We start from the raw sequence: 24,690 nt of genomic DNA, 5'->3' as shown, positions 1-24,690 counted from the left end.
GAAAACACCGCAAAACCCTGTAGGAGTGAGCCTGCTCGCGATAGCCATCTGACAGTCAACTCCTCTATTGAATGTGAGTACGTCATCGCGAGCAGGCTCACTCCTACACTGGTTTTCGGTGTTTTTCTGTCCAGTTATCACACAGCCCCAATTGGGCGTTTTTTTTGCAGCCTCGGGCGGGCATACTAGGCCGTCCCTTACCCTGGTGCCGCCCGCCCCTATGCTTCGCGTCCTGATCGCCCTTGCTCTGACCTGTCTGCTCCAGCCGGCCTTCGCCGACGAGCGCGCGCAAACCCAACAGCAGTTGGACGCCACGCGTCAGGATATTGCCGAGTTGAAGAAGCTCCTGGGCAAGCTGCAGGAAGAAAAGTCCGGCGTGCAGAAGGAGCTCAAGGGCACTGAAACCGAGATGGGCAAGCTGCAGAAACAGGTCGATGCGCTGCAGAAAGAACTGCAGAAAAGCGAATCCGAGCTGCAGCGGCTCGATGCAGAGAAAAAAAAACTCCAGAGCGCGCGCACTGAACAGCAGCGACTGATCGCCATTCAGGCCCGAGCGGCCTATCAGAACGGTCGCCAGGAATACCTCAAGCTGCTGCTCAACCAGCAGAATCCCGAGAAATTCGCCCGCACCCTCACCTATTACGACTACCTGAGCCAGGCACGCCTGGAGCAGTTGAAGAACTTCAACGAAACCCTGCGCCAACTGGCCAATGTCGAAAAAGACATCGGTCTGCAGCAGGCTCAGTTGCTGGTACAGAAAAGCGACCTCGACACCCAGCGCGAAGCACTTGAGAAAGTCCGCAAGGAGCGTCAGCAGGTTCTCGCCAGACTCAATGACGACGTGAAGGCCCGCGACCAGAAACTGGCCGCCCGCGAGCAGGATCAGGCAGACCTGTCTAAAGTCCTTAAAACCATTGAAGAAACCCTGGCCCGTCAGGCTCGTGAGGCAGAAGAAGCGCGGCAGAAAGCGCTGATCGCCCAGCAGGAAGCGGAAAAAAAGCGTTTGCGTGAGGCGCAGGCTGAAAACAGCGACGCCCCACGAAAACCCGTCAGATCAAGCCCCGGCGCGCTGGTATCGAGCAGCGGCGAAACGTTTGGCGGGCCTTTTGCTGCAACCCGGGGAAAACTTCCGTGGCCGGTTGATGGTCGATTACTCGCACGCTTCGGTGAAAACCGCGGCGACGATGCCCGCACCAAGTGGGATGGCGTGATGATCAGCGCCTCCGCCGGCAGCCAGGTGCATGCCGTACATGGTGGGCGCGTGGTGTTTGCCGACTGGCTGCGCGGTGCCGGGTTGCTGGTGATCCTCGATCACGGCAACGGTTTTCTGAGTCTTTACGGTCACAACCAGACGCTGCTCAAGTCGGCGGGTGATGTGGTCAAGGCTGGCGAGTCGATTTCCACTGTCGGTAACAGTGGCGGTCAGGACACGCCAGCGCTGTATTTCGCAATTCGTCAGCAGGGTCACCCGAGTGATCCGGCGCAATGGTGTCGTGCGCAAGGATAAGCACGTTACCTAATTCAGGAGTTCGTTCGACATGCTGCATTTGTCCCGCCTTACCTCGCTGGCCCTGACGATCGCCTTGGTGATCGGCGCGCCTCTGGCGTTCGCCGCGCAACCGGCCCCGACCGTCGCTCCGGCAGGCACTGCCGCGACCGCCAAGGCGCCGTTGCCGCTGGAAGAGTTGCGCACCTTCGCCGAGGTCATGGACCGGATCAAAGCCGCGTACGTCGAACCTGTGGACGACAAGACCCTGTTGGAAAACGCGATCAAGGGCATGCTCAGCAACCTCGATCCGCACTCGGCCTACCTTGGCCCGGAAGACTTCACCGAACTGCAGGAAAGCACCAGCGGTGAGTTCGGCGGCCTGGGCATCGAAGTCGGTGCTGAAGACGGCTTCATCAAGGTCGTCTCGCCAATCGATGACACCCCGGCATCCAAGGCCGGCATTCAGGCCGGTGACTTCATCGTCAAGATCAACGGCCAGCCAACCCGCGGCCAGACCATGACCGAAGCCGTCGACAAGATGCGCGGCAAGATCGGCCAGAAGATCACCCTGACTCTGGTTCGCGACGGCGGCACGCCATTCGACGTGACCCTGGCGCGTGCGGTGATTCAGGTGAAGAGCGTCAAGGCGCAGCTGCTGGAATCGGGCTACGGCTACATCCGCATTACCCAGTTCCAGGTCAAGACCGGCGAAGAAGTCTCCAAGGCGCTGGCCAAGCTGCGCAAGGACAACGGCAAGAAGCTCAACGGCATCATTCTCGACCTGCGCAACAACCCGGGCGGCGTGCTGCAATCGGCGGTTGAAGTGGTCGACCATTTCATCACCAAGGGCCTGATCGTCTACACCAAGGGGCGCATCGCCAATTCCGAGCTGCGCTTCTCCGCCACCGGCAAGGATGAAAGCGAAGCGGTACCGATGGTGGTGCTGATCAACGGTGGCAGCGCCTCGGCTTCGGAAATCGTCGCCGGCGCCCTGCAGGACCAGAAACGCGCCGTGGTCATGGGCACCACCAGCTTCGGCAAGGGCTCGGTGCAAACCGTTCTGCCGCTGAACAATGATCGCGCGCTGAAGATCACCACCGCGCTGTACTTCACGCCCAATGGCCGCTCAATTCAGGCCCAGGGCATCGTCCCGGACATTGAAGTGCGCCGCGCGAAGATCACCAACGAAGCCGACAGCGAGTACTTCAAGGAAGCGGACCTGCAAGGTCACCTGGGCAACGGCAACGGCGGCGCCGACAAGCCGAGTGGTTCGGCTGGCAAGGCCAAAGCGATGCCGCAGGATGACGATTACCAGTTGGCCCAGGCCCTGAGCCTGCTCAAAGGCCTGAGCATCACCTCCGGCCGCTGAGGATGTTGCTGCGTTCACTCTGCATTCTGTTGTGCTGTCTGGCGGGTTTTGCGCAAGCAGAGCCCGCCAGTTCCTTGCCGCACAAAGCCTACCTGACGCTGATCATCGACGACCTGGGGCAGAACCTGCCTCGGGATCGTCGCGTGCTCGCCCTGCCCGGTCCGGTCACAGCGGCGATCATGCCCGATACCCCGCACGCCACCGAGTTTGCGCGCGAAGCCCATCGCGCCGGGAAGATCGTCATTCTGCACATGCCGATGGATCCGGCCACCGGCCCCTACGCCTGGCACCCCGAACTGCCCATCGAAGAACTGCAGAAACGTCTGAATGCCGCGTTCGAAAAAGTCCCGTTCACCGCCGGCATCAATAACCACATGGGCAGCCGCATGACCGCGCAACCGGTGGCGATGGCGTGGTTGATGGGTGAGTTGCAGCGTCGTCACAAATTCTTCGTTGACAGCCGCACCAGTGCGCAGACCGTGGCGGCGCAGCAGGCGCAGAAGATCGATCTGGCCAGCGTTTCCCGAGATGTGTTTCTCGATGACGAGCGCACCGAAGCGGCCATTGCCACCCAGCTACAGACCGCGATCGCCTTGGCGCACAAACAGGGTTCGGCGGTGATGATCGGCCATCCGTACCCGCAGACCCTGGCGGTACTGGAGCGCGAGTTGCCCAAGCTCAAAGCGCAGGGCATCGACTGGATCGATATCCGGCAGATGATCAGCGTACGCAGCAACCGCGCCATGGCCGGCCATGGCAAGGACGGCGTCTACCGGTAAAACCCTGTGACGCTGGCACATACATAGTTACCACCCGATAACCGTCCCCGTCTCCGATAGTGCGACCTGCAACAGGTCGCGACGCCCTTGCGTCGCCTTACAACTATCAGGAATTGCAATGCCTACTCATGAGACTGCCGCTTTGCCAACCGCGCAAATGCAACCCATCCGAAACGACAACTTGCTGATCAGCTTCACGACGGAGTTTCTGCGCATCTGGGACACCGTGGGCTCCCGAGTGAAACCGGCGGCCTTCTGGCGGCCCACGCCACCAGCCGATGTGCTGCCGGGTTATTTCCCGTTGGGCGACGTGGCGATTGATGACCATGACAACATTAATGACAGACATGCGGTGGCCGTGGTTTGCGAAGCGGCGACACCCAGTGCAGACCCCGCAAAAGGCAGCGCGTTGCGCCGGCCTGACGACTACGAACTGATCTGGCAAGACACAGGTTCAGGTTCGAAAAAGGACGGGGCGATCTGGCGACCCATTCCTCCGCAAGGGTACGTAGCGCTCGGTTCGGTTTGCTCCGACGGTCACGGAAAGCCTTCCTTGAATGCTGTCCGTTGCGTCCGTGCCGACCTCTTGATTGCTTCTGGCCTCAACGTACCGGTGTGGACAGACAAGGGCAGTGGGGCCCGACAAAGCATCAGCACATGGAGTGCCATTCCGCCTTCGGCGCCTGCGGATGAAATCCATCTGGCGCCAGGCACCTTCGTCGGCGTCAACGGTTATTCCAAACCCGCCAATTTCAACCTTTATTCCCTGCGTATCCCGATTGTGATTGACGTCAATGCGCGCCCCGCCGCGCCAGTCCTTGTCGATGTAACACCAGCCACCCTGCAGGCGCCCGAGCAACCTGCTTACAGCGCTCGACTGCCATGGTTCATCGTAAAAGACCCACAGCTCACCCGACGCCAACAGTTCAATCAGTCACCTGAGTATCTGCTTCAGCGCACGGATCACTATCAGCTCGTTGGCCATTGCCACAACACGGAAAACAACAACAAGACTGTGCGCTGGGTCGCACCCCGCCTGCAGCAAAACAACCGACTGCGCCTGTTCAGCAATGCCACTTTGATCGAGTTCGGCGCACAGTGGCAAAGCAACCTGTCGCAACCCTTTCTGTTTTCGGCGCGGTTGAACAATGACTTTACCCACTGTGAAACACACTCGAACGAATGGCTCAACCCGGCACCCATCGATGTCGCGGCTATCGTCGCCGGCAACAGCTCGATGGCGGTGTATCTGACTCAAAGTGACTATAAGCTGCTTCGCGCGGACGGCACACAGATCGGCAGCGTCGTCAGCTACACCGATGGCAGGAACCTGCACTTCAGCGTGTACACACCACCGCAACCGAACGCGACAGACCTGCCTGCTGAGGCCACGCACACGCAAAGCGCGACAGTCGATCACGAAGCGGATAACGAAGTCGCAGCGTTGCCGGCAGGCACAGAGTTGCCAGTGGTTACAGATAGCGTCCCATGATCTCGTCGACAACTCCGTCCTTGCGCATCTGATCAAGCGCAGCCTGCAACCTGGCAACGACTGTATCCGGCACATCCTTGTTCAGCGCCAGGTACAACTCGGCGCTGTTGAAGCGCAGCACAGTCTTCAGGCCAGTCACGCCATCCTGCCGGGCCAGATAACGGCCGGCAGGATCACCGGTGGCCCACAGATCGATCTGGCCGTTGAGCAGTTTCTTCGCATTGTCCTGATCGCGCAGCACCACCACCGGCTTGAGGCCTTGCTTGGTCAGCGTCTCGGCGATCGCGTCGCCCTTGTAGGCACCGATCTTGTATTTGCGTGCATCGTTGAGGGTTTCAAGAGTGATCTTGCTGTCAGCCTTGGCTAGCAGGATCCAGTCATCGGGACCGATCGGTCCGACCCATTTGAACAGTCTTTCGCGATCGGGCAGGCGCGCCATGACGAAGGCCCCATAACCGGGATTTTCCAGCGCGAGTTTGTAGACACGCTCCCAAGGGAAACGCAGGGTCAGACTGTACGTGAGGCCGGCGCGCTGGAACATCTCGCGAACGATGTCGGTGGCAATGCCGTTGATGTTTTCGCCTTGAGCGAAATTCTTGCCGTTCTTCGCCATGTTGTACGGCGGGAAGTTTTCGGTGAGCAGCACCAGATCGGTGTCGGGACTGTTTTGCGCCCGGGCATTGCTGATGAACAACAATGAGGCGCTGGCGAGAACAACAAGCAGGCGTTTGATCATGTCGGGCTACCGGAATCCATGGCGTGCCCAAGAGTGCCTTGGGCGCGCCATGCTGTCCACTGGCCTGTACGCTTTAGCGCATGACGATGCCGCGATGCGCCATGTAGGCCTTGGCTTCCTGCACGGTGTATTCGCCGAAGTGGAAAATACTCGCTGCCAGCACCGCGCTGGCGTGCCCTTCGAGGATGCCATCGGCCAGATGCTGCAGGTTTCCGACACCGCCGGAAGCGATCACCGGAATGCCCAGCGCATCGCTGATGGCGCGGGTAACGCCGAGATCGAAGCCGTTTTTCATGCCGTCCTGATCCATGCTGGTCAGGAGGATTTCGCCGGCACCGAGGCCTTCCATTTTCTTCGCCCACTCGACTGCATCGAGGCCGGTCGGCTTGCGCCCGCCGTGGGTGAAGATTTCCCAGCGCGGCATTTCACCCGGGCCGGAAACCTTCTTGGCGTCAATGGCGACAACGATGCACTGCGAGCCGAAATGCTGCGCGGCTTCACCGACGAATTCCGGGTTGAACACAGCAGCGGTATTGATCGACACCTTGTCCGCGCCAGCATTGAGCAGGTTGCGGATGTCCTGCACGGTGCGCACGCCACCGCCGACGGTCAGCGGAATGAACACCTGGCTGGCCATGCGCTCGACGGTATGCAGCGTGGTGTCGCGGCCATCGACGCTGGCGGTGATGTCGAGAAAGGTAATTTCGTCGGCACCCTGCTCGTCGTAGCGACGGGCGATTTCCACCGGGTCACCGGCGTCACGGATGTTCTCGAACTTCACACCTTTGACGACCCGGCCGTTGTCCACGTCCAGGCAAGGGATGATGCGTTTGGCCAGCGCCATGGTCAGTCCTCAGCCTTGGTACGAATCGCAGAAAGCTTGCGCTTCGGCGACGTCGAGTGTGCCTTCGTAGATCGCCCGGCCTGTGATCGCGCCGATGATGCCCGGCGCCTTGGCGTCAAGCAGCGACTTGATGTCACCCAGATTGTGGATGCCGCCGGAAGCGATCACCGGAATCTTCGTCGCAGCGGCCAGAGCAGCGGTGAACGGTACGTTGCAGCCCTGCATCATGCCGTCTTTGGCGATGTCGGTATAAACAATCGACGACACGCCGTCGGCTTCGAACTGCCTGGCCAGATCGATCACCTGTACGGTGCTGATTTCAGCCCAGCCATCGGTGGCGACGAAACCGTCTTTGGCATCCAGACCGACGATGATCTTGCCCGGGAAGGCACGGCAGGCTTCAGCGACGAACGCAGGATCCTTTACGGCTTTGGTGCCGATGATCACGTAGCTCACGCCCGCCTTGACGTAATGCTCAATGGTTTCCAGCGAGCGGATGCCGCCACCGATCTGGATCGGCAGGGTCGGGTAGCGCTTGGCGATCGAGGTGACCACTTCGCCGTTGACCGGCTGACCTTCGAACGCGCCGTTGAGGTCGACCAGATGCAGACGGCGGCAACCGCCCTCCACCCACTTGGCAGCCATGCTCACCGGGTCATCGGAGAACACCGTGGAATCTTCCATGCGGCCCTGGCGCAGGCGTACGCAGGCACCGTCTTTGAGATCGATAGCGGGGATAATCAGCATGCTTTTTCCTTCGTCAAAAGAGCGGCAAGCTGCAAGCCATAAGCTGCAAGCGCGCACGCGCGTCTATCTCTTGCAGCTCGCAGCTTGACGCTTGCCGCTGCTCTTAATTTTTTTCGAGCGCCCACAGGTCGCTTTCGATGCTTTCAAACCGCTCCTTGAGGTGAGTCTGCACATCGAAAATCGCCCTGTTGTAATAGTGCGGAGCAATTTCGCGGGTAAACAGCTCAAGAATTTCCGCCGCTTCGAACGAACCCAGGTCGAGTTCGAAACGGTCTTCCATGAACCGCTGAATCTTGCGATTGGCCTCGCTCTCCTGCTCGGGAGTGAGGGTCAGGATCGGCGGTTTGGACTTCTTCCCAGCCATTTACCAGCGACCGTCCCATGCGGCGAAGTTCTGCAGCAATTGCAGGCCGTGGGTATGGCTCTTCTCCGGGTGGAACTGCACGGCGAAGCGCGAGCCATCGGCCAGCGCTGCGGCGAAATCGACACCGTAATGACCGCTGCCCACCACCTGCCGCCCATTGGCGGCGGCGATGTAGTAGCTGTGCACGAAGTAGAAACGCGCCAGATCCGGGATGTCGTGCCACAGCGGGTGACTGATGTTCTGCTTCACCTCATTCCAGCCCATGTGCGGGACCTTCAGGTGCTCGCCGTCTTCGTGCAGGTCCTTGCCGAAGAACTTCACCGCGCCGGGGAACAGGCCGATGCAGTCAACGCCATCATTCTCTTCGCTGCTGTCGAGCAAGGCTTGCATGCCGACGCAGATGCCGAGGAATGGCCGATCCTGGCTGACCTCACGGACCAGCGAATCGAAGCCGAGCCGACGGATCTCCGCCATGCAATCGCGAATCGCGCCAACGCCGGGGAATACCACGCGGTCGGCTTCACGAATCACGTTCGCATCGCTGGTGATCAGCACCTTGCCAGCGCCGACGTGCTCAAGCGCTTTGGCCACTGAGTGCAGGTTGCCCATGCCGTAATCGATAACTGCAACCGTCTGCATTACAGCACGCCTTTGGTCGATGGCATTTGCCCGGCCATGCGTTCGTCCAGCTCGACGGCCATGCGCAGCGCGCGGCCGAAAGCCTTGAACACGGTTTCGATCTGGTGGTGAGTGTTGGTGCCGCGCAGGTTGTCGATGTGCACACTGACCAGCGCGTGGTTGACGAAGCCCTGGAAGAATTCCTGGAACAGGTCAACGTCGAAGCCACCGACGGTGGCGCGGGTGTACGGCACGTGCATCTGCAGGCCCGGGCGACCGGAGAAATCGATCACCACGCGCGACAGCGCTTCATCGAGCGGCACGTAGGCATGGCCGTAGCGACGGATGCCTTTCTTGTCGCCGATGGCTTTGGCGAAGGCCTGGCCGAGGGTGATACCGACGTCTTCCACCGTATGGTGGTCGTCGATATGCAGATCGCCCTTGCATTCGATATCCAGATCGATCAACCCGTGACGGGCGATCTGATCCAGCATGTGCTCAAGAAAAGGAACGCCGATATCGAATCGGGCCTTTCCGGTGCCATCAAGGTTGATCGAGGCTTTGATCTGGGTTTCCAGAGTGTCGCGCTCGACAGACGCCTTACGTTCGGCCATCACCAGCTCCGCAAAATCATTGGGCGAAAAAGGCAGCCATTATAGGCACGCGAGGCGCAAACAGAAACACGAGAGGAGAGATGCCTGACGGATAGAACGCCCGGCTGTCGCGGGTAGACATGTCCATACAAGCCATTACAGGCACGCCAAAAACAACTGTAGGAGTGAGCCTGCTCGCGATGAGGACCTGGCAATCAACATTTCTGTGACTGTCAGACCGCTATCGCGAGCAGGCTCACTCCAACAGGGGTACTGCCTTTTTACTTAGTGAAACAGTACCGCCGTTTTCTGCAGGGTCACCCACACCCCCCACGCCAACGGAATACCCACCACCAGCCAGGCAGCGATTGCCAGAGGTTTGGTGCCCGGCGCCGCTTTCCACTCCAGAACGGTGCTGGCATCAGCCCCCTTGTCGTGGCCCAGCGCCTGTTCGGCGGCCAGTTCAGCGTCGGTCATGAAGTACTTGTCAGCGACTGGGCGCACCATCAGGTTGCACAGGAAGCCCAGCACCAGCAGGCCGGCGAGGATGTACAGAGTGATGTCGTAGGCAGCTGCGCGTTCCACGCCGATGCTCAACTGATATTCACGCAGATAGTTCACCAGCACCGGACCGAGCACACCGGCAGCAGCCCAGGCAGTCAGCAGACGACCGTGGATTGCACCGACCATCTGCGTACCGAACAGGTCGGCCAGATAGGCCGGCACCGTGGCAAAACCACCGCCGTACATCGACAGGATGATGCAGAACGCCGCCACGAACAGCGCAACGTTGCCCAAGTGACCCAGGTTCGGAATCAGTGCGTACAGAGCAAAACCCAAGGCGAAGAACACGAAATAGGTGTTTTTGCGGCCCAGGTAATCCGAGAACGAGGCCCAGAAGAAGCGGCCACCGATGTTGAACAGGCTCAGCAGACCGGTGAAGCCCGCCGCGATCGCCGCGATCGAGGCCAGTTGACCAGCATCGAGCTGACCAAACGGCACATCGACGCCCAGCAGTTTGCCGCCGAACACTTCCTGCAACAGTGGCGAAGCCATGCCGAGGATGCCGATACCCGCCGACACGTTCAGGCACAGCACCAGCCAGACCAGACGGAACTGCGGAGTTTTCCACGCTACGTTCACATGGACGTGACGGTTGGTGATCATCGCGTTCGAAGCTTTCTTCGCCGGAGCGGTCCAGCCTTCAGGCTTCCAGCCGGTTGGCGGCACGCGGTAGGACAATGCGCCACCGATCATGAACACGAAGTAGATGGCCGCCATGGCCACGAAGCTTTGCCATACGCCCACGCCTTCTGGCGAAGCGAAGTGGCTCATCAGCGCAGTCGCCAACGGCGCACCGACCATCGCGCCGCCACCGAAGCCCATGATTGCCATGCCGGTCGCCATGCCGCGCTTGTCCGGGAACCACTTGATCAGGGTCGATACCGGCGAGATATAGCCCAGGCCCAGACCGATGCCGCCGATCACGCCAGAGCCGATCCACATCAGCCAGATCTGGTGGGTATAGATACCCAGCGCGGAAATCAGCAGACCGCCACACCAGCACAGCGCCGACACCACGCCTGCTTTACGAGGACCGGCGTGTTCCAGCCAGCCACCCCAGATCGCTGCCGAGCAGCCGAGGAAGATGAAGAACAGCGTGTAGATCCAGCCGAGCATGGAGATCGGCCAGTCGCAGTTCGACGAAAATACCTGTGCGATAAAGCTCATGTCCGGTGCGCAAGCCACCGGCGCGGTAACGCCCAGTGCCTTGGACAGCGGCAACCAGAACACCGAGAAGCCGTAGGCCATGCCGATGCACAGGTGAATGGCCAAAGCGGCCGGTGGAACCAGCCAGCGGTTGAAACCGGGCTTGGCGATGATGCGTTCCTTGGACAGGAACGCAGGCTGGTCGGCTTTGAGGCCGTCCGCCGTGATGCTCGTGCTCATTGTGTATCCCCCAATTGTTAGTATGGTTCGCCAGCCACTGCTCACCCTCGGCCTTATGCACGCAGGCATGACCGTTTTTTTAGGTGAAGCTCCTTGATGGCGCGACGTTAAGTCGCAGACGGGCGGACGAACTGGCGAAGGTTACCATTCTCAGGTGACAGAAAAACCAAACTGATATCACCTTTTTTCAAGTCATCTGTTCTCGTACGACTCGGGAAGCCGCCAACCCCGCGTCTGCAAAGGCACCACGCCGTTTGCTACTTGTCCCATTTATGCGTGCGAAAAGTTACCCGTCGCCTTGGCGGGGCTGAACGACTGGTGAACCAAGCGCAAAAAATGGCGTCGCAAGCGGGGGCCGGATTGCGCCCTCTCGCGCCCGCCGGGCATCCTCAAGCGCAGGCACCGGTGGCGAAGTTGCAGGTGCCACCGCCGACCCTCGGCAGATGACGCCACACCGAACCGGGTGCTTGCAGCGCTATACTCCCCGGCCAAATGACGAATTCGACTAACTACAAGGACTCGCCCATGAAAGCGTTCGGCAAAATCCTGGGTCTGGTAATTCTCGGGCTGTTGCTGATCATTGTGGCGGCAGGTTTTGCCCTGACCCACCTCTTCGATCCCAACGACTACAAAGACGAGATCCGCCAGATAGCCCGCGACAAGGCCCACATCGAGCTGACGCTCAATGGCGATATCGGCTGGAGCCTGTTCCCGTGGCTCGGCCTGGAACTGCACGAAGCCAGCGTCGCCACCCTGGCCAAACCCGCCGAACCGTTTGCCGATTTGCAGATGCTCGGTCTGTCCGTCCGCGTCCTGCCGTTGTTGCGCCGTGAAGTGCAGATGAGCGATGTGCGCGTCGAAGGCCTCAACCTGCGCCTGAACCGTGACAAGAACGGCCACGGCAACTGGGAAGATATCGGCAAGGTGCCTGTGGCGCCCGGCTCGACGCCACCCGCCACACCGGGCACGACTGCCAGCGAGCCGACCGTCGCCGTGGAAAAACCGGCGCAGCCGATCCGCCTCGACATCGACAGCCTGACCGTCAACAACGCCCGCGTTGAATACACCGATGAGCTGACCGGCAAGCAGTTCAGCGCCGAAAGCATTCAGCTGAGCACCGGCCCGGTGCACGACTCGACCAACATCCCGGTGAAGGCCACCGCGTTCCTCGGCACCAATCAACCGGTGTTGCGCGTGCGCACCGAGCTCAACGGCGAATTGCGCTTCGAGCGCGCGCTGCAACGCTACAAATTCGAAGACCTGAAGCTGACCGGCGAACTCGCTGGCGATCCGTTGCAAGGCAAGACCATGACTTTCTCCGCCCAGGGCCAGTTGTTGCTGGACAAGGCAGCGAACGTCGCCGAATGGACCGGCATCAAGATTTCCGCCAACCAGTTGCGTGCCTTGGGTGAGCTGAAAGCCAACGACCTCGACAAGACGCCGCAGATCAGCGGGGGCATTTCCATCGCCCAGTTCGATCTGGCGAAATTCGTCGACAGCATCGGCCAGACACTGCCGGCGATGGGCGAAGGCAGCCTGAGCAAAGTCGAACTGGTCAGCCGCGTCGCCGCCACGCCGACCAGTCTGTCGTTCGACAACATCAACCTGAAACTCGATGACAGCAGCTTCAGCGGCCGCATCGCCATCGAGGATTTCGCCAAACAGTCGCTGCGCGCCATTCTCAAGGCCGACACATTCAACGTCGACCGCTACCTGCCCGCGAAATCGGCCCAGGCCAACAGCGCCACGCAAACGCGTCAGGCCGAAGTCGCCAGCACCGAGGCCGGCGCGGTGGCAGGCACCACGCCGCTGCCGGACAAACCGAGCAAAACCGCCTGGAGCACCGAGCGCCTGCTGCCGGTGGAACGCCTGGCGAAACTGGACGTAGATGCCGACCTGACTTTCGGCCAGCTGACTCTCGACAAACTGCCGATCCAGAACGCCGCGCTCAAAGCCACCGGCCAGGGCGGCTTGCTGACGCTGACTAACCTGAGTGGTGATCTGTACAACGGCGGCTTCGTCGCCAACGGCACCCTCGACGTGCGCCCAAGCGCGCCGGTGCTGAACTTGCAGACCCGCCTCAATCGCGTGCCGGCGGAAAAAATCATCGAAAGCCAGGGCAAGAATCCCCCGGTCAAAGGGCTGGTGACGCTGACCAGCAGCCTCACCGGCAGCGGCAATAGCCAACAGGCGCTGATCGACACGCTGAACGGCAACGCCAGTTTCGTCATCAACAATGGTGTGCTGCTCAACGCTAATCTCGAACAGCAATTGTGCAAAGGCATCGCCACCCTCAACCGCAAGACCCTCAGTGGCGAGCCGCGCGGCAAGGACACACCGTTCGAAGAGCTCAAGGGCAACCTGACCGTGCGCAACGGCGTCGCCAGCAACCCGGACCTGAAAGTGCGCATCCCCGGCATGACCGTCAACGGTGACGGCGATATCGACCTGCGCGTTTTGGGCATGGATTACCGCGTCGGCATCATCGTCGAGGGCGACACCAGCGCCATGCCCGACCCGGCCTGTCAGGTCGGCGAGAAGTTCGTCGGCATCGAGTGGCCGCTGCGCTGCCGTGGTCCGCTGGAACTGGGCGCCAAGGCCTGCCGCGTCGACAATGACCGTCTCGGTCAGGTCGCCAGCAAAATGGCCGGCAACAAACTGAGCGAGAAGATCGACGAGAAACTGGGGGACAAAGTCAGCCCGGAACTGAAAAACGCATTGAAGGGGCTGTTCAAGCGATGACAGCGGAGCAGTTTTCCACGGCGGTGCTGGAGTGGTTCGACCGCCATGGCCGCCACGATTTGCCGTGGCAGCAGGACATCAACCCGTACCGGGTGTGGGTGTCCGAGATCATGTTGCAGCAGACCCAGGTCAGCACCGTGCTCAATTACTTCGAGCGTTTCATGGCAGCGCTGCCGACGGTCGAAGCGCTGGCTGAAGCGCCGGAAGACGAGGTGCTGCACCTGTGGACCGGGCTGGGTTACTACACTCGCGCACGCAATCTGCAGAAGACCGCGAAGATCGTCGTCAGCCAGTACGGTGGCGAATTCCCGCGTGACGTGGAAAAACTCACCGAGCTACCGGGGATCGGTCTGTCCACCGCCGGCGCGATCGCCAGCATCAGCATGGGCCTGCGCGCGCCGATCCTCGACGGCAACGTCAAACGCGTGCTGGCGCGCTTCACGGCGCAAGAGGGCTACCCCGGCGAACCGAAGGTCGCCAGACAGCTGTGGGCCAACGCCGAGCGGTTCACCCCGCACGACCGGGTCAACGCCTACACCCAGGCGATGATGGATCTCGGCGCTACACTCTGCACGCGCAGCAAGCCGAGTTGCCTGCTGTGTCCGCTCAAGCGCGGCTGTGAAGCGCACATGCTTGGCCTGGAAACCCGCTACCCGATTCCCAAGCCGCGCAAGGCCATTCCGCAGAAACGCACGCTGATGCCGATGCTGGCCAATGGCGAAGGCGCAATTCTGCTTTACCGCCGCCCGTCTACGGGCCTGTGGGGCGGTCTGTGGAGCCTGCCGGAACTGGATGATCTGGAAGACCTGCAGCATCTGGCCGATCAGCACTCGCTGACCATGGGTCAGCAGCAAGCGCTGCCGAGCCTGGTTCACACGTTCAGCCATTTCCAGTTATCCATCGAACCGTGGCTGGTTCAGGTGCAGGAAGCCAGCCATCACGTGGCCGAGGCCGACTGGCTCTGGTATAACCTCGCCACCCCGCCGCGCCTGGGCCTTGCTGCCCCGGTCAAGACCTTGCTCGAACGCGCGGCCGCCGTCTTGAATGCAGGAGAGTCGCCATGACCCGCACCGTAATGTGCCGCAAGTACAAAGAAGAACTGCCCGCGCTGGAACGCGCCCCTTTCCCGGGGGCCAAGGGCCAGGATATTTTCGACCACGTCTCCGCCAAGGCCTGGGCCGACTGGCAGAAACACCAGACCCTGCTGATCAACGAAAAGCGTCTGAACATGATGAACGCCGAAGATCGCAAATACCTGCAGGGCGAAATGGACAAGTACTTCTCCGGCGAGGAATACGCCAAGGCCGAAGGCTATGTGCCGCCAGCCGAATAACCTGCATATTTCGTAAGCGACGGAATTAATTTAAGAAATTTTCAAAAAGTCGTTGACGTAAATTCGAAAAACCCTTTTAATGCGCCCCGTTGCCCAGATAGCTCAGTCGGTAGAGCAGGGGATTGAAAATCCCCGTGTCGGCGGTTCGATTCCGTCTCTGGGCACCAAATACCGAAAACCCTGAATCGCAAGATTCAGGGTTTTTTTATGCCTGCGATTTGATGGAGCGATGTTTCCTTTCGTCAGAGTGCCGGGCATCTGCACGCTTTCCCTTCCGATCATCACACCAGCGAGTACCTCTACCACTGACGGGCTCGCGAACGAAAAGACCTACAAACGTCTTGCCGTCATCCTTCGAATCTGCCGGAACACTCCGCACGCTCAAACTGTAACGGACGACATATTTCCATTATCGAGCTGAGCAGAATATGCCGAGGAGCTCCAGACACCCCGGAGCAGACTCAAAACAGGGATGTACATGATCATTCGCACCATCGGTTCGGAGGCGCAAGCCGCTGAGCTAGGTATTGACCAAGAAATCAAAGCCCTTCACTTCACTATCCAACAGTCAGCATTGCTTCATAGGTTCACTGAAGATCTGGCCGCCATGGGCGGACCTCAGTCAGCGGGGGCCAAATCCAAGGCATCTCTGGCTGCCTCTGAGTTGAAGCACTTATTTTCGCAGCCCCAGCGTGAGCTGCTAAATACCTATTCCGATGGCTTGCTGTCCGTCCTTATCTTCGAAGGGCTGCAAAAGATCAGCAACTCCGAACCTCCAGTAGAACTGCCAGATCTGCCCTCCCTGGAAAATCATTACGACGTCCTCTGCGTGGCCGCACGCAATCAGATCCTGCTAAAACTCGTAGATAACGAGTCCTTTGCCTACGACATGGACAACGAAGGAAGACTGGTTCGCCTGGTGGCCAACTTCAAGGGGGGCGGAGCCAACGAAATAATAGGCGAACCGGAAATCAAAGAACTTAGCTCCCACTCCGGCCTTGCTCTTGGTCCGCATACCGAGGCACCTTACTGGTGTGCTGTGAACGCCAAACACGGACGCTCCCCCTCTCCTTCGTCTCTCATACTATCGGCCCTCTGGAATCCGTCCCTTGAACCCACAAGGGTAATACCCCTGACACCTATATTCGAAAGTATCGGCTTCAACAACTGCCTGGCACTGACCTCAGGCAATTTCCAATTCACTCGCAGCGACTCCTTTTCCAAAGGCAAAGGGGAGGATGGGAGCAATGTTTCGATTCTAGAGTTCGACGACCGGACGGGATTCGCAGCACGGTTTAACTCATATCGTTTTTCCGTAAATGACAACGCCTCTAGCGTTGTAAAGACCGCCTACGCCGCTCTTCGTCGAGGTATCGAGAAGGCGACGCCCTCCGAGCATGTGCTGACACAAGAGTCGGCGATGGTAATAAACAACACTCGAGCGCTGCACTGCCGTGACGTCATCAAAGACAACAGACGGGTTTTGATTAGAATTTTCGGTATCTCAAAGTTTTCGTCCCCGATCGTCATCTCGGATGACCCGCTATTGCTCCAGGGCTAGGTTTCAACAACAGCGCTAGTGAGCAACGGTCCACCTGGCTGCTCATCCATATCAAATACAGAGGAAAAGGAATGTCCTGGGACATCATCGGCATGTTGGCACTCGTCGCGTTTTGCGCCGGTTTTTTTGATGCGATTGCCGGGGGAGGCGGTCTGATCACCCTGCCGGCGCTGCTTCTGGCAGGCATGGACCCGATCAGTGCGATTGCCACTAACAAGTTTCAGGCAGCCTCAGCGACTGTCTCGGCAACGGTCACGTTTGCCCGCAAAGGAATGATCGAATGGCGCGAAGGCCGCTTCCTGGCAATCTGCGGGTTTGTCGGGGGCGCCAGCGGTGCATTGCTGGTCAGCTCAATCGACAAACGCTACCTCGAAGTTTGCGTGCCAATCATGCTGATCCTTGTCGCCATCTATTTCGCGCTCTCTCCGAAGCTCGCCAATGAAGATCGTCGCAAGCGAATCGGCATCATGCTTTTTTCGTTCACCGTGGCACCAATCCTGGGTTTTTACGACGGGATTTTCGGGCCTGGTGTAGGTTCGTTCTTTATCGTTGGCCTGGTACTTCTCTGCGGCCTTGGCATGATGCGAGCCATGAGCTTCACCAAACTGGCCAACGCCTCATGCAACCTCGGCTCACTGGCTGTCTTCATCACTAAAGGCGTGATTGTCTGGCCACTCGCAATTGCGATGGCACTGGCGGCGTTTCTGGGCGCTCAGTTGGGTGCTCGTGCTGCCATTCGGGTTGGGCCACGGCTGATCAAGCCGATGTTGATCGTGATCTGCTGCGCCCTGGCCATCAAGCTGCTGAGTGTAGAAACCAACCCCCTGCGCGTAGAGGTTATTCAGGTCCTATCTGCATATTGAGGGGACGGAGAGGAACAACGGCAGATCGTAGCTCTTTTTCCAGACGACGCTTTTCGATCGATCGGGAACTGAGGTACTTTGCCCGCCCCTTACGGAAGAGGGTCATCCCCGCGATGAACCAGAAACGAACCCGCGTGCCCCTGCCGCATCCAACGCCGCCACCGGAAAGCCTGGTGTCCAGAAGTCTGGCGATCATGATCAGCCTGTTTTTGATCGGTACCGGCGCGTTGCTGGGCTACTCCTCCATCGACGGCCTGATTCACGAAACGATCACCACCGCCACTCGCGGTGGGCCGGCCAAGGTCTACACCCTCGCCGGGCAGCCGGGTGGGTACTGGTTTCATATCGTTTTCCAAGGACTCTTCGGCGGATTGCTGCTGGTCGCAGGCCTGGCGTGGCATCGACTGACACGCATCGATAAACCTGCGACCAAGGCCAAGCGCAAACCCCGGTCGCGCTAGCGGTTGCCGTCAGGCGTACGAAATGGACTACAGACCTTTGCACGTCAACGTCCCTTTCCTCGGCAACGTCCTGCAATATCCATCGCCTCTTCCTGCGGATTTCACCGTCTCTCCCGACATATTCAAACGGCGACTTTGGGCATGCTTCTGCGTCTGTTCACAATGAAGCGGAAGACCCAATGAGCCAGCTAAAACCTGCAGACATGCAAGACCCGAAACTTGACTCCTTGCTGGGAGAGCTGGGCGAGTTGATTCGTCAGGCGCGGCAAAAAGTGCTGCGCGCGGTTGATACGATTCAAGTGCAGACCTGCTGGCAGATCGGCAGACATACCGTCGAGTTTGAACAGCAAGGTGCCCAGCGTGCGGGCTATGGAAAGCAGTTGCTTGCCTTGCTGGCGAAGGATCTGACCGCGCAGTTTGGGAAAGGGTTTGATGCCTCAAACCTGCGCTATATGCGCCTCTTTTATCAGGCGTTTCCAATTCGTGACGCACTGCGTCACGAATTGAGCTGGACTCACTATCGCCGGCTTCTAGGAGTGAACAACGAAAAAGCACGCCACTGGTACATGGACGAATGCGCCAACCTGAACTGGTCAAGCCGCGCCTTGGACCGCCAGATCCTGACGCTCTATTACGAACGACTCCTCATGAGTCGAGACAAAGCCGAAGTGATCGAAGAAGCCACCACCAACATCGAAGCCATGAAATGCAATCCGCGCGAACTCATCCGCGATCCCGTCATGCTTGAATTCCTCGGCCTGCCGTCAGCCGGCAAGGTTCGGGAAAGCAGTCTCGAACAAGCCCTCATCGACCACCTGCAGAGCTTCCTTCTCGAACTGGGCAAAGGCTTTTCCTTCGTTGCTCGCCAGCAACGCATCAGCACCGACGGCGTCGATCTTTACATCGATCTGGTGTTCTACAACTACCTGCTCAAATGCTTTGTGATCATCGACCTTAAACCCGGCAAGCTCAGCGCCGGCGATGTCGGCCAGATGGACATGTATGTGCGCATGTACGACGAACTCAAGCGCAGCGAGGGGGACAAGCCGACTGTCGGGATCCTTCTGTCTGCCGAGAGCAACGATTCGGTGGCGCGCTACTCAATGCTCAAAGGCAATGAGCAACTGTTTGCCAGCAGTTACAAGACGATCCTGCCGAGTGAAGAGGAGCTGCGCACAGAACTCAATCGCGAACAGGCCTTGATCGAAGAGCGCATGCTCACTCAATCCACTGATTAAAAACTGCGGATTGTTACCGGGCGGTGCGCAGACTATCGTTGGCAGCTTACCCGCCCAGGTCGATTGTCATGAGCTGTCAGGACATGCCCGCAATGCAGGACACGCAGTCAAAGTCCCCGACGTTGGCTGCGACGCAAGGTGAGCCTTTCAAGGAAGCGGCTGCCGACGGCCATGGGCTTGGCGGCTTTACCTGGCGCCACACAGGACTCGATGCTCAGCGCCCGGTGGTCATCATCAACGCCGCCACCTCCGTGCGCTGCCGCCACTACTCGCGCTTCGCCGCCTATCTGTTCGCCAATGGCTTCGACGTCATTACCTACGACTACCGTGGCATCGGAGAATCGCGACAGGCTTCGATCAAAGGCTTGAACGCTTCATGGAGCGATTGGGGCGCCCTGGATTTCGAAGCGATGCTCAAACGTGCGCAACGCGAGTTTCCCGGTCAGCCAATTGATGTGGTCGGCCACAGTTTTGGGGGTTGCGCGGCAGGTTTGGCCGAGTCGGGGCGAGCTATCCGACGGTTGGTCACCGTCGGCGCACAGTTCGCCTACTGGCGCGATTACGCTCCCGAGCACCGCTGGCGCATGTTTGGCAAATGGCACGTTGTGATGCCGCTGCTGACGCTGCTCTGCGGCTTCTTTCCTGGCAAACGCCTCGGCTGGCTGGAAGACACGCCAACGGGCGTTGTGCGCGACTGGAGCACGCCTGCCCCGCGTTTTGAACAGCGCCCCAGTGGTCGAGTACTGTTGAAAAAAAACGGCACCCTCCCCTTCGCCAATGTGAGCGCAGAAACCCTGGCCATCAGCATCAGCGACGATCCCTACGGCACCGTCCCGGCCATCGAACGCCTGCTCGGCTACCTCAGCAACGCTACAAAAACCCACTTGCGCATCGAACCGCAGGACATCAACGAACAACAAGTCGGACATTTCGGCTTTTTTCGTAGCGCATACCAAGCCACACTATGGCCCATCGCTCTGACCTGGCTGCAGACCGGCGCACTGGCCCTCGACACACCCGGACGGCCAGTCCCGCGCAGTTAAGCCCTTTTCCACGCACGACGGAACACACCATGGCCTCCGCCAACAAGCAGCAAAAACGCGCCGCCCGGGCCAAGACCAAGGCCAAGCAGAACCGCACCAAACGCGCCGAAGCGCCGGTCGAGCTGGACCCGAACGACGACCGCATCGATTTCGAATCGGTGGACCTGACCGAACTGTTCAAGAAAATGATCGACGCCGAAAAGATCAGCCAACAGGCCATGTGCACGGCGTTCCTTGAAGACCCGCTGCTGGAACTGGTCTATGAGCAGGAAGGTGAAGAAGGCGCGATGGATTTCATCCTCGCCGCGCTGATCGAGTATCGCCAGTGGTCGCAGGAAACCGACGAGGCTGGCGCGCTGGCGTGGATCGAATCCCCGGCCTTCCAGGCTGACTATGTAGCGGCATCCGACGCGATCGCCGCACAAACCCAACAGAAGAACTGAGCTCCCATGGCATCCCTGAACAAGCAACAGAAACGCGCCAAACGCGCCAAGGCCAAAGCCAAGCAGATCCGTATGGTCGGGCGCAAACCGCTGGATCAGGATGAAGACCTCGGCCACCTCGCCGAGCCGATCCCGGAATACACCCTGGCGATGTTCAGCAAAATGCGCGACGCCGAAGCCGTCAGCCGCAACGAAATGCTGCTGACCCTGCTGCGCGAGCTGGCCTTCATCATCGTCGACCATCCTGAACTGCTCGATATGGAAAACGCCGACAACGAAGGCATGGCCGCTACTCACCTGGCCGCCGACATGCTCATCGACTACCGCATGTGGGCCGACGGAATGACCATCGAACAAGCCCAGGCCTGGCTGAGCGAGCCGCAGTTCATTACGGATTTCGGGGTGGCGCTGGATGCTTATGGGAAGTCGGTAGAGACCCAGGAAGACAAGAGCGAATAAGCCCTTCTCAGAAACAAAAAACGGCCGCTAGTCATCCCTGACAGCGGCCGTTTTGGATTACACGTTACGACTCAGTTCAACACCACCGCACCACGCTTCTCCAGCTTGCGACGGCGTGATACCAGCAGACCGGCAGCCACCACCATCAGGCTCAGCAGACCGGTGGCGAGGATTTCCACGCGGTGGGCTTCCTGGAACAGCATGATGGTCAGCGCGGCGACGATGAAGATGATCACCGCGTAGGTCAGGCCCGGGAACAGCCACATGCTGAATTCGATTTTCTCGCCACGCGCCACGCTTTGTTTACGCATGCGCAATTGCGAGAAGGCAATAACCAGATAGACCAACAGCGCGATGGCGCCGGAGCTGGCCAGGAGGAATTCGAACACCGCGGCCGGAGCCACGTAGTTGGCGAAGGTGCAGAGGAAGGCTGCGCCGGTCGACAACATCACCGCCCAGTAAGGCGTGCCGCTTTTGTTGGTGCGGGTCGACATGGCCGGGGCATCGCCGCGTTTGCCGAGGGAGAACAGCATGCGCGACGAAGTGTACAGCGCCGAGTTCAGGCAACTGGTCACCGCGACCAGCACGACAATGTCGACAATCATCTTGGCATTGGGAATGCCCATGCGCTCCAGCACGGTCTGGTAGGAACCAAGGTTGGCCAGGGTAGGATCGTTCCACGGTACCAGCGCCACGACGATGAAGATCGACACCAGATAGAACAGGCCGATCCGCCAGATCACCGAGTTGGTGGCCTTGGAGATCTGCTTGCCCGGGTCTTTCGATTCCGCCGCCGCGATGGTGACGATTTCGGTACCCATGAACGAAAACATGGTAGTCAGGATTGCGCCCAGCACGGCGCCCATGCCGTTGGGCAGGAAGCCACCGCTGTCGAACAGGTGCGAGACACCGCTGACCTGACTGGTCGGCAGAAAGCCGAAAATCGCCGCAAGGCCCAGGCCGATAAAGCCGATGATCGCCAGCACCTTGATCAGGGCGAACCAGAACTCGAACTCGCCGTAGTTCTTCACGCTGAACAGGTTGGTCACCGTCAGCAGCATGGTGATGACCAGCGCGAAGGCCCAGATATCCACACCGGGGAACCAGGCATGCAGGATGGTCGCGGCGGCGTTGGCTTCCAGCGGAATCACCAGTACCCAGAACCACCAGTACAACCAGCCGATGGTGAAACCGGCCCAGTGACCGATCGCGCGATCGGCATACGTCGAAAACGAGCCGGTGTCCGGCGAAGCCACGGCCATCTCGCCGAGCATGCGCATCACCAGCACCACCAGGGTACCGGCAGCGGCGTAGGCCAGCAGCACGGCCGGGCCAGCGGCAGCAATGGCGTGGCCGGAGCCGACAAACAGACCGGCACCGATCACACCGGCGATCGACAACATGGTCACATGACGCGGTTTGAGCCCCTGTTCGAGGCCAGTGGAGCTTGGGGTACTGCTCATAGAGACTACCTTTGCAAGGAAAGCGAGTGCATCCGGCACGTCTGAAAATTCTTTCTCGTAAAAAGAATCCAACGACCTGTTCCTTATTCTGCACGCAATATTTGCGCCAAAATGTTTCAAGTCCTTGAAGGCCGCGGGCTCTGGCATCCGATGCAAGTCATTGAGTTTACTGGCTATTCGCCAGAACGTTACCCTGCGACTCACTTTGAAGACGAATCCGCGCACCAGAAACACACAGAAAAAGTGTGCGACGCACAGAAAAAGGGCGAATAAGGAACGTTCGGCCGGATAGCGCTTCCAACACCCCGCCAAAGCTGGCAACATCGCGCCTTTTTTTACGCGACACCTACGGGTCTGCATGATCAAACACCCGTTCGGTTGTTGATGGGGCGACAGTCTGCTGCGCCGATGCGACAACCCGCCACAGGCCACCCGATTACCGCTCGTAGCGCTGTTGGCTGCCATTGAAACGCTATGCTAGCTTGGCCGCCTCGCCTGGAAGGCCCGCCAACAGCAGGAGCGCAACATATATGAGGAACGCACATGGCTGAGGCCACGCCCGCGCTGGAAATCCGCAACTTGCACAAACGCTACGGACAGCTCGAGGTGCTCAAAGGCATCTCGCTGACCGCCCGCGACGGCGACGTGATCTCGATCCTCGGCTCTTCCGGTTCCGGCAAGTCCACGTTCCTGCGTTGCATCAACCTGTTGGAAAACCCGCATCAGGGCCAGATCCTGGTGGCCGGTGAAGAACTCAAGCTCAAAGCCGCCAAGAACGGCGAACTGATTGCCGCCGACGGCAAGCAGATCAATCGCCTGCGCTCGGAGATCGGTTTTGTATTTCAAAACTTTAATCTGTGGCCGCACATGAGCGTGCTCGACAACATCATCGAAGCCCCGCGCCGGGTGCTCGGCCAGAGCAAGGCCGAGGCCATCGAAGTCGCCGAAGCCCTGCTGGCCAAGGTCGGTATCGCCGACAAGCGCCACGCCTACCCGGCGCAACTGTCCGGCGGCCAGCAACAACGCGCAGCGATCGCCCGCACACTGGCGATGCAGCCGAAAGTCATTCTGTTCGACGAGCCCACCTCAGCCCTTGACCCGGAAATGGTTCAGGAAGTACTTAGTGTCATCCGCGCATTGGCCGAAGAAGGCCGCACCATGCTGCTCGTGACCCACGAAATGGGCTTCGCCCGTCAGGTCTCCAGCGAAGTGGTGTTCCTTCATCAGGGCCTTATAGAAGAGCAAGGATCGCCACAGCAGGTGTTCGACAACCCGCTTTCGGCGCGCTGCAAACAATTCATGTCCAGCAACCGCTAACGGAGCAACATGCATGCAGAATTTCAAGAAGGTCTTCCTGGCCGCCGCAGTCACCCTCGCGTTCAGCGCCGGTGCCATGGCTGAAACCCTGAAAATGGGCATCGAAGCGGCCTACCCGCCGTTCAACAACAAAGATGCCAGCGGACAGGTTGTCGGCTTCGACAAGGAAATCGGCGACGCCCTGTGCGCGAAGATGAAAGCCGAATGCTCCGTCGTCACCTCTGACTGGGACGGCATCATTCCGGCCCTGAACGCGAAGAAGTTCGACTTCCTGATCTCCTCGCTGTCGATCACCGAAGAGCGCAAAGCCGCGGTGGATTTCACTGACCCGTACTACTCGAACAAACTGCAGTTCATCGCGCCGAAAAATGTCGATTTCAAAACCGACAAGGACTCGCTCAAGGGCAAGACCATCGGCACCCAGCGCGCAACGCTGGCCGGCACCTGGCTCGAAGACACCTACGGTGATGACATCAAGGTCAGCCTCTACGATACCCAGGAAAACGCCTACCTCGACCTTACCTCCGGTCGTGTCGATGCGATCCTCGCCGACAAATACGCCAACTACGATTGGCTGAAAACCGACGCTGGCAAGAACTATGAGTTCAAGGGCGACCCGGTGGTGGAAAGCGACAAGATCGGCATCGCCGTGCGCAAGGGTGACAACGAACTGCGCAACAAGCTGAACGCTGCACTGAAGGAAATCGTCGCTGACGGTACCTACAAGAAAATCAACGACAAGTACTTCCCGTTCAGCATCTATTGATCTGACCTGTGGGACTGGCG

The 24,690-nt window shown here is 59.4% G+C and carries 24 protein-coding genes, 1 tRNA gene and 1 pseudogene; 18 read left to right on the top strand and 8 right to left on the bottom strand.

Annotation, left to right across the window (positions count from 1 at the left end; all coding sequences use genetic code 11):
• Window positions 1–220: 220 nt before the first annotated feature.
• From DCO47_RS03015 to DCO47_RS03000, 4 genes are all read left to right on the top strand, one after another.
• Entirely contained in the window at window positions 221–1,507 is a 1,287-nt protein-coding gene (locus DCO47_RS03015; RefSeq protein WP_042608643.1) for a murein hydrolase activator EnvC, read from the top strand.
• 31 nt (window positions 1,508–1,538) lie between these two features.
• Window positions 1,539–2,858 carry a S41 family peptidase gene (locus DCO47_RS03010; protein WP_042608642.1) on the top strand — a complete coding sequence of 440 codons (1,320 nt, stop codon included), beginning with the start codon at window positions 1,539–1,541 and terminating at the stop codon, window positions 2,856–2,858.
• 2 nt (window positions 2,859–2,860) lie between these two features.
• Window positions 2,861–3,637 carry a divergent polysaccharide deacetylase family protein gene (locus DCO47_RS03005; RefSeq protein ID WP_116657406.1) on the top strand — a complete coding sequence of 259 codons (777 nt, stop codon included), beginning with the start codon at window positions 2,861–2,863 and terminating at the stop codon, window positions 3,635–3,637.
• A 118-nt stretch (window positions 3,638–3,755) separates the two neighbouring features.
• Window positions 3,756–5,129, top strand: a complete 1,374-nt coding sequence (locus DCO47_RS03000) for a Vps62-related protein (RefSeq protein WP_116657405.1) — start codon at window positions 3,756–3,758, stop codon at window positions 5,127–5,129.
• Here the strand turns inward: DCO47_RS03000 and DCO47_RS02995 are convergent.
• The 7 genes from DCO47_RS02995 to DCO47_RS02965 form a co-directional block, all read right to left on the bottom strand.
• Complete coding sequence (locus tag DCO47_RS02995) at window positions 5,110–5,865, bottom strand: ABC transporter substrate-binding protein (protein ID WP_042608639.1); 756 nt, start codon at window positions 5,863–5,865, stop codon at window positions 5,110–5,112. The genes DCO47_RS03000 and DCO47_RS02995 overlap by 20 nt on opposite strands.
• 73 nt (window positions 5,866–5,938) lie before the next feature.
• Complete coding sequence (gene hisF / locus DCO47_RS02990) at window positions 5,939–6,709, bottom strand: imidazole glycerol phosphate synthase subunit HisF (protein WP_116657404.1); 771 nt, start codon at window positions 6,707–6,709, stop codon at window positions 5,939–5,941.
• Window positions 6,710–6,718: 9 nt separating this feature from the next.
• Complete coding sequence (gene hisA / locus DCO47_RS02985) at window positions 6,719–7,456, bottom strand: 1-(5-phosphoribosyl)-5-[(5-phosphoribosylamino)methylideneamino]imidazole-4-carboxamide isomerase (protein ID WP_116657403.1); 738 nt, start codon at window positions 7,454–7,456, stop codon at window positions 6,719–6,721.
• 103 nt (window positions 7,457–7,559) lie between these two features.
• A complete protein-coding gene (locus DCO47_RS02980; RefSeq protein WP_042608637.1) occupies window positions 7,560–7,820 on the bottom strand; it encodes a DUF2164 domain-containing protein in 261 nt (86 codons plus the stop codon).
• Window positions 7,821–8,459: an imidazole glycerol phosphate synthase subunit HisH gene (gene hisH / locus DCO47_RS02975; RefSeq protein WP_042608636.1), complete on the bottom strand. Its 639-nt coding sequence runs from the start codon at window positions 8,457–8,459 to the stop codon at window positions 7,821–7,823.
• On the bottom strand, window positions 8,459–9,052 hold the full coding sequence (gene hisB / locus DCO47_RS02970; protein ID WP_016772125.1) for an imidazoleglycerol-phosphate dehydratase HisB: 594 nt from the start codon (window positions 9,050–9,052) through the stop codon (window positions 8,459–8,461). The genes hisH and hisB overlap by 1 nt, the downstream gene beginning before the upstream one ends.
• A 264-nt stretch (window positions 9,053–9,316) precedes the next feature.
• Window positions 9,317–10,981 (bottom strand): OFA family MFS transporter, encoded by a 1,665-nt coding sequence (locus DCO47_RS02965; RefSeq protein WP_042608635.1) that lies wholly within the window; start codon window positions 10,979–10,981, stop codon window positions 9,317–9,319.
• 228 nt (window positions 10,982–11,209) lie between these two features.
• On the opposite strand from DCO47_RS02965, the pseudogene DCO47_RS02960 reads away from it, so the two are divergent.
• The 12 genes and pseudogenes from DCO47_RS02960 to DCO47_RS02905 all read left to right on the top strand — a co-directional run.
• Window positions 11,210–11,428, top strand: a pseudogene (locus tag DCO47_RS02960) (acetyl-CoA sensor PanZ family protein); the annotation flags it as partial.
• 78 nt (window positions 11,429–11,506) lie between these two features.
• Entirely contained in the window at window positions 11,507–13,723 is a 2,217-nt protein-coding gene (locus tag DCO47_RS02955; RefSeq protein ID WP_116657401.1) for an AsmA family protein, read from the top strand.
• Complete coding sequence (mutY, locus tag DCO47_RS02950) at window positions 13,720–14,787, top strand: A/G-specific adenine glycosylase (protein ID WP_042608633.1); 1,068 nt, start codon at window positions 13,720–13,722, stop codon at window positions 14,785–14,787. Before DCO47_RS02955 ends, mutY begins: the two co-directional genes overlap by 4 nt.
• Window positions 14,784–15,056 (top strand): oxidative damage protection protein, encoded by a 273-nt coding sequence (locus DCO47_RS02945; protein WP_016772129.1) that lies wholly within the window; start codon window positions 14,784–14,786, stop codon window positions 15,054–15,056. Before mutY ends, DCO47_RS02945 begins: the two co-directional genes overlap by 4 nt.
• A 91-nt stretch (window positions 15,057–15,147) precedes the next feature.
• Window positions 15,148–15,223: transfer RNA gene (locus DCO47_RS02940), tRNA-Phe, on the top strand.
• A gap of 311 nt (window positions 15,224–15,534) precedes the next feature.
• Window positions 15,535–16,617 carry a hypothetical protein gene (locus tag DCO47_RS02935; RefSeq protein WP_116657418.1) on the top strand — a complete coding sequence of 361 codons (1,083 nt, stop codon included), beginning with the start codon at window positions 15,535–15,537 and terminating at the stop codon, window positions 16,615–16,617.
• 71 nt (window positions 16,618–16,688) lie between these two features.
• Window positions 16,689–17,480: a TSUP family transporter gene (locus DCO47_RS02930; protein WP_116657400.1), complete on the top strand. Its 792-nt coding sequence runs from the start codon at window positions 16,689–16,691 to the stop codon at window positions 17,478–17,480.
• 113 nt (window positions 17,481–17,593) lie between these two features.
• The gene (locus tag DCO47_RS02925; RefSeq protein WP_102899563.1) at window positions 17,594–17,941 is read left to right on the top strand and encodes a hypothetical protein; all 348 of its coding nucleotides are present in this window, start codon (window positions 17,594–17,596) and stop codon (window positions 17,939–17,941) included.
• A gap of 179 nt (window positions 17,942–18,120) precedes the next feature.
• The gene (locus tag DCO47_RS02920) at window positions 18,121–19,179 is read left to right on the top strand and encodes a YhcG family protein (RefSeq protein ID WP_116657399.1); all 1,059 of its coding nucleotides are present in this window, start codon (window positions 18,121–18,123) and stop codon (window positions 19,177–19,179) included.
• Between the two features lie 68 nt (window positions 19,180–19,247).
• Window positions 19,248–20,222 carry an alpha/beta fold hydrolase gene (locus DCO47_RS02915; protein ID WP_116657398.1) on the top strand — a complete coding sequence of 325 codons (975 nt, stop codon included), beginning with the start codon at window positions 19,248–19,250 and terminating at the stop codon, window positions 20,220–20,222.
• 29 nt (window positions 20,223–20,251) lie between these two features.
• Entirely contained in the window at window positions 20,252–20,665 is a 414-nt protein-coding gene (locus DCO47_RS02910; RefSeq protein ID WP_042608625.1) for a hypothetical protein, read from the top strand.
• A 6-nt stretch (window positions 20,666–20,671) separates the two neighbouring features.
• Window positions 20,672–21,124, top strand: coding sequence for a hypothetical protein (locus tag DCO47_RS02905; RefSeq protein WP_041477513.1), 453 nt, complete (start codon window positions 20,672–20,674; stop codon window positions 21,122–21,124).
• Window positions 21,125–21,195: 71 nt separating this feature from the next.
• On the opposite strand, the gene gabP is transcribed toward DCO47_RS02905, so the two are convergent.
• Window positions 21,196–22,587, bottom strand: coding sequence for a GABA permease (gabP, locus tag DCO47_RS02900; protein ID WP_116657397.1), 1,392 nt, complete (start codon window positions 22,585–22,587; stop codon window positions 21,196–21,198).
• Between the two features lie 543 nt (window positions 22,588–23,130).
• Between gabP and DCO47_RS02895 the strand changes: the two genes are divergently transcribed.
• Together DCO47_RS02895 and DCO47_RS02890 are read left to right on the top strand one after the other, a co-directional pair.
• Window positions 23,131–23,904 carry an ABC transporter ATP-binding protein gene (locus DCO47_RS02895; protein ID WP_042608622.1) on the top strand — a complete coding sequence of 258 codons (774 nt, stop codon included), beginning with the start codon at window positions 23,131–23,133 and terminating at the stop codon, window positions 23,902–23,904.
• A 13-nt stretch (window positions 23,905–23,917) separates the two neighbouring features.
• Entirely contained in the window at window positions 23,918–24,670 is a 753-nt protein-coding gene (locus DCO47_RS02890) for an ABC transporter substrate-binding protein (protein ID WP_042608621.1), read from the top strand.
• The last annotated feature ends 20 nt before the right edge of the window (window positions 24,671–24,690 follow it).

The sequence above is a fragment of the Pseudomonas sp. NDM genome, from assembly GCF_003105095.1.
GTDB classification, from domain to species: Bacteria; Pseudomonadota; Gammaproteobacteria; order Pseudomonadales; family Pseudomonadaceae; genus Aquipseudomonas; species Aquipseudomonas moraviensis_A.
The sequence above is the reverse complement of the archived record's forward strand: the minus strand, read 5'-3'. Positions and strand labels throughout refer to the sequence as shown.